The sequence below is a fragment of the Streptomyces sp. NPDC059037 genome, from assembly GCF_042740015.1.
Classification (GTDB): domain Bacteria; phylum Actinomycetota; class Actinomycetes; order Streptomycetales; family Streptomycetaceae; genus Streptomyces.
On sequence record NZ_JBHYIG010000509.1, the window covers coordinates 1 to 2037 of the forward strand.

Sequence of the window (2037 nt, forward strand, 5' to 3'; positions counted from 1 at the left end):
CCCCGGGGCGGCCGCGGGGGTCGGGGCCGGTGGTCGGCTCGCCCAGGCACCGCACCTCGGGGCCGGTGATGCGCGCGGCCGCGTGGTCGTGGCGGCGGCGCATGCCGCCGCTGTACTGCTTGACGGCCTTGCGGCCCGTCTCCCCGAGGCCGAACCGGACCAGGAGCTCATCGGCCCGCACGCGCGCGTGGCGGGCACCCAGGTGGTAGAGCCGCCCGAACATCTCCAGGTTCTGCCGGCCGCTCAGCTCCTCGTCGAGCGCCGCGTGCTGGCCGAGCAGGCCGATCCGCCTGCGCACCTCGTCCGGCTGCCGCTTCACGTCGTACCCCGCGACCTCCACGCGGCCCTCGTCCGCCCGCAGCAGCGTGGCGAGCACGCGCACCGCCGTGGTCTTGCCCGCGCCGTTCGGGCCGAGCACGCCGTGCACCGTGCCCCGCCCGACGGCCAGGTCCAGGCCGTCCAGGGCCCGCTTCTCCCCGTACCGCTTCCGTGCTCCCTCGACGATGATCGCGTCCGTCATCCGTCTCCCTCCGAGCCCGATCCGCACTCGTAGTCAAACTTGACTACGAGCCCAACGCGAAGCAAGGTACTCCCGGATTCGGGATTCGTCAAACTTGATTAGCGGGCATTCGGAAGGACCTTCAACGCTCGTCCCCCGCGTGCCGCTCCCCGGTCGCGTACGGGTTCTCCTGCCCCTCGGAGAGCACCGCGACGAACGGCTCACCCTCCCCCGCGAACGTGTAGGACCCGCCCTCGATGCGCTCGATCAGGCCGCGTGCCCACTCCGCGCCGCCGTCGGCCGTGTGCACCCAGAGGTTCATGATCTCGCCGATGTGCCCGAGCTGCTCCGGGCCGTCCTCGGGCGTGTAGTACTCCGTGACGGACCTGCGCCACGCCTCGATGGAGCGCACCCGCTCCTTGAGCAGCTCGACGGCCTCGTCGCGCGGCAGGTCGACGATGAAGCCGAGCCCCGCCGAGAGGATGTCGGGCCGCTGGTCGTACGAGGTGAGGGCGGACCGCAGCAGCGCGAAGAACTCCTCGGTGCCGGCTTCCGTGATCTCGTACTCCGTGCGCGGCGGCCCACCGGCGGTCGACGGGGCGATCTCGTGCGCATGCAGCAGGCCTTGCTTCGCCATCTGCTTCAGCGCGTGGTAGATCGAGCCGGGCTTGGCGTTGGACCACTCATGGGCGCCCCAGTACTCCAGGTCGTTGCGCACCTGATAGCCGTGCGCGCGGCCGTGCTGACGGACGGCACCGAGGACAAGGAGTCGGATCGCCGACATGAAGCCACCTCTCTTTCTAATCAACTTTGATTAGAGTAGCGGCAACCACCCTCGTCGGCGCGCCGGCGGCCAAGAGGGTCAGCCCCAGCTCTCCCCGCGCTCCAGCGCCACCAGCTCGAAGGCCGTCTTGCCGTCGAGGGACTCGCGGATGATGTCGGCGTGGCCCGAGTGCCGGGACATCTCCGTGATCAGCCGGAGCAGGACCCAGCGCATCGACACGTCCTCCTTCGGGAACCACGGCTGGTCCGGGAGCGCGAAGGTCTCGTCGAGGGTGGGCAGGGAGCGGATGAACTCCTCGGTGCGGTCGGCCACTTGGGCCCAGTACGCCAACGCGGACTCCACCGTCTCGTCCTCGGTCAGGCGGAAGCACTCGTCCCAGTCCGCCTCGGTGCGCTCGACCGCAGGGGCGACGCCCTTCGCCCGCGAGATCCAGCCCTCCTCGACCTCCGCGACATGCTTGAGCAGCCCGGAGAGCGAGAGTTCGCTCGCGCTCGGCTTCGTCGCCGCCCGCTCGTCGCTCAGGCCGATCAGGGCCCGCCGGATGCCGCCGCGCTCGGCGTCCAGGAAGGCGAGCAGCGCGCCGCGCTCGTCGCCGGGGGCCTCTGCGTTGACGTGGGTGACCATGGGGTCCGCCTCTCCGAGCCTGTGGAGCCTGCCGGGCTTTCCGACACCACAGACACTACGGACCCATTTGGGGCCGGTGGTTACCCCAAGGTGCCGCGGGGTGGGGGGGGGGTTTGAACACCCAAACCGC

At 70.7% G+C, this 2037-nt stretch carries 3 protein-coding genes; all 3 read right to left on the reverse strand.

Annotation, left to right across the window (positions count from 1 at the left end; genetic code table 11):
* The coding region (locus tag ACFWY6_RS45230) for an ATP-binding cassette domain-containing protein (protein WP_384703715.1) at nt 1–520 on the reverse strand (520 nt) is incomplete at its 3' end.
* 121 nt (nt 521–641) lie between these two features.
* On the reverse strand, nt 642–1283 hold the full coding sequence (locus ACFWY6_RS45235) for a PadR family transcriptional regulator (RefSeq protein WP_384703718.1): 642 nt from the start codon (nt 1281–1283) through the stop codon (nt 642–644).
* A gap of 78 nt (nt 1284–1361) precedes the next feature.
* Nucleotides 1362–1907: a DinB family protein gene (locus ACFWY6_RS45240; protein WP_384703721.1), complete on the reverse strand. Its 546-nt coding sequence runs from the start codon at nt 1905–1907 to the stop codon at nt 1362–1364.
* Between the last annotated feature and the right edge of the window lie 130 nt (nt 1908–2037).